This window comes from Planctomycetota bacterium (assembly GCA_038746835.1).
Lineage (GTDB): Bacteria > Planctomycetota > Phycisphaerae > Tepidisphaerales > Tepidisphaeraceae > JBCDKH01.
The window spans coordinates 1-2,405 of the sequence record JBCDKH010000305.1 but is presented as its reverse complement, the minus strand read 5'-3'; the positions used below and the strand labels follow the sequence as shown (position 1 = coordinate 2,405).

The following is a 2,405-nucleotide window of genomic DNA, read 5'->3' as shown; positions in this document are numbered from 1 at the left end:
CGATCACGAGCTCAACGAGTGTGAACCCGTTGGAGCGTCGGAGTGGCGCAAGGGAATGGGGACGAACCATGGCGTCACGGGTTGGCGACCTCGCTCCAGCGGACGATTCGCAACCCTGGTGTCTGGCTTCCGTAGTACAAGCCCCGCGCCTCGGCGCGGCTGATCGGACGGTTGTAGACCCGGACGTCGTCGATCAGGCCGGTGAAGTTGCGCACCGTCTCGGAGCCCGCGTGCTGACCGATGCGGATCGGCAGCGAAGCGGCTGAGAAATCGGGCGATCCCGTAAGGGTGGCCGTGTCCACCAGCACGCCGTCGATGTAGAAGCTGAGCTCACGGATGTCTTCGCGATACGACGCGGCGAAGTGCGACCAACGACCTCCCTCGAAGCTCCGGCCCGAGTTGATGGGCTGCCAGCCGCTGCCGTTGTAGGCGAACGCGAGCGCGGCTTGAGGGCCGCTCCACGCCAGATCCAGTCGAATCGCGAGGCGGTTGCTGAGCGACACCAACTCGCTGCCGCCCGAGTCCCGCTGGACGAGTTTGCCCCACGCTGCGACCGCCCCGCCGCCTTCGCCACGCGCCCAATCGTTGGAGGCGTCGATGTAGTTCGTGCCGTCGAGCTCGATCGACGCGAGCCCTTCACGGGCGTCGGTCGGCCACGACGGCGTGGAGCCCACCACGGCCCCGTGGTTGGCCGTGCCGCTTGAGTCGGTGACGACCGATCCCGCAAGGTCTTCCATGCGGTACCAGCCAACCAGGCCGTGCAGCTCGGCGACCTCCCAGTCGTTGAGCGCCCGTGAGTAGATGCGGAAGTCATCGAGCGTCACGTCGTTTCGCCAGCCCGTGCTCCGCACGCCCGCGTAGATATCGCCGTTGTTGCTGACGACTTCACCCTGCAGGGTGTCGGCTCGCTCGAAGAGGCCATCAACGTAGAGGCGGAGTTCGCTGCCCCGCTTGACGTAAGCCATATGCCGCCAGACGCCGGGATCGAAACCACTGACGGTGTCGGTTCCCTCGTTCCAGGCGTGCTTCGTGCTGATCCGACAGTGCATCCGGTTGTCGTCGGGGCGCAGCCACATCGCGAAGGTGCGGCGGCGGCCGTCGAAGTGTTTCTTGATCGTTTCGCGCCACTGCCCCGACGCTTCACGGTTGTTCTTCAGCCAGTAAGCAATGGAGAAGTCGGCGTCGTCCTTGCCGACCTCCAGGTGGTCCTTGTTGGGGATCCGCAAGTAGTCGCCCGGCTCCATCCGCGCGGCTGTGCGGACCGTCTCGCTCGGGTACGGTGATTCTTCCTCGAGGGTCGGCGTGCGGACGTAGTCGCCGTTGTGCGCGAACGCGGTGTCGTCGACCGCGACCGTGTCGCCGTCGATCTCGTCGAGACGCCAGTGGCCGATGAGGCCGTAGAGCTCGGCGATCTCTTCCGCGTCGAGGACGCGGCCGTAGATGCGGAAGTCGTCGAGGTCGCCGACCAACGCTTGCTCGGGCGAGAACGACCCTCCGAGGGTGTCTTGGTCGTGTGCGACGAACAGCCCGCCGGGCGCTACTTCGAAGCCACCCGACCTCGGCGTGAAGGTTCGGGTGGCGACCTCCTCGGCGTCGCGATAGAGCCGATACCGTCCGACGGCGCGGTCGCATGTGTAAGCCCAGTGGTGCCACCGCCCGTCGGCGAGCGACTCGGAGAGGGTCGAGCGTCCTGCCTCCGACTGATCCACCCAGGGACTGAACTCGGTGTGGCTGCGGAAGTAAACAAGCACGGAGTTCGCGGGATTGCTGCCGCTGGTCGTGGCGCCGGTGAGGATCGCTGTTTCGCCGGTCTTCTCGGTCTTCATCCACCAGGTGACCGTCATCGCCGTCAGACCATCGACCGCCGTGCTAGGGATTTCGATCCGCTCTTGATTGGCATCGTTGTCGTTCATCCGGATTGCGCGATCGACAACGCCTTCGACGCCCGGCTCGGGGCCGTCGATCAAGTCTCCGTCGAAGATAAACGGGCCGCTGTCGTCCGCTACCGTGCCGGAAGTCTCGTCGAGCTTCAGGTGCAGCCGCAGGCCGCTGCCGCCGAGCTCGAAGACCTCGGTGTCGCTAAGCGCCCTGTTGTAGACACGCAGGTCGTCTATGCGGCCGTCGAACCACTCGTCGGCATCGACGATGTCCGAGCCGATGGCCGAGTCTTCGGTCGTTACACCCACGGTGCCGGTGAGCGTGTGCGTCGAGTCAAGGACGCCGTCGATGTAGAAACGGACGTTGCTCCCGTCCCACGTGGCGGCGACGTGAGCCCATTGGCCGGCCGCGAGCTGACCCGTCGACAGGAAGGTCTGGCTCGTGGGCGACGTGCCCGGCGTGTTCATGCTGTGGTTGCTTCGCCACTGCAGCTTTCGGTCGGCACGCAGCCGAAGGGCGTACGGCTG

1 protein-coding gene is annotated in these 2,405 nt (G+C 65.8%); it reads right to left on the bottom strand.

Going from position 1 to position 2,405, the window contains the following annotated elements; translation table 11 throughout:
* Window positions 1-74: 74 nt before the first annotated feature.
* Window positions 75-2,405, bottom strand: a 2,331-nt coding sequence (locus AAGI46_16880) for a LamG domain-containing protein (protein MEM1013882.1), incomplete at its 5' end; no start/stop codon positions are given.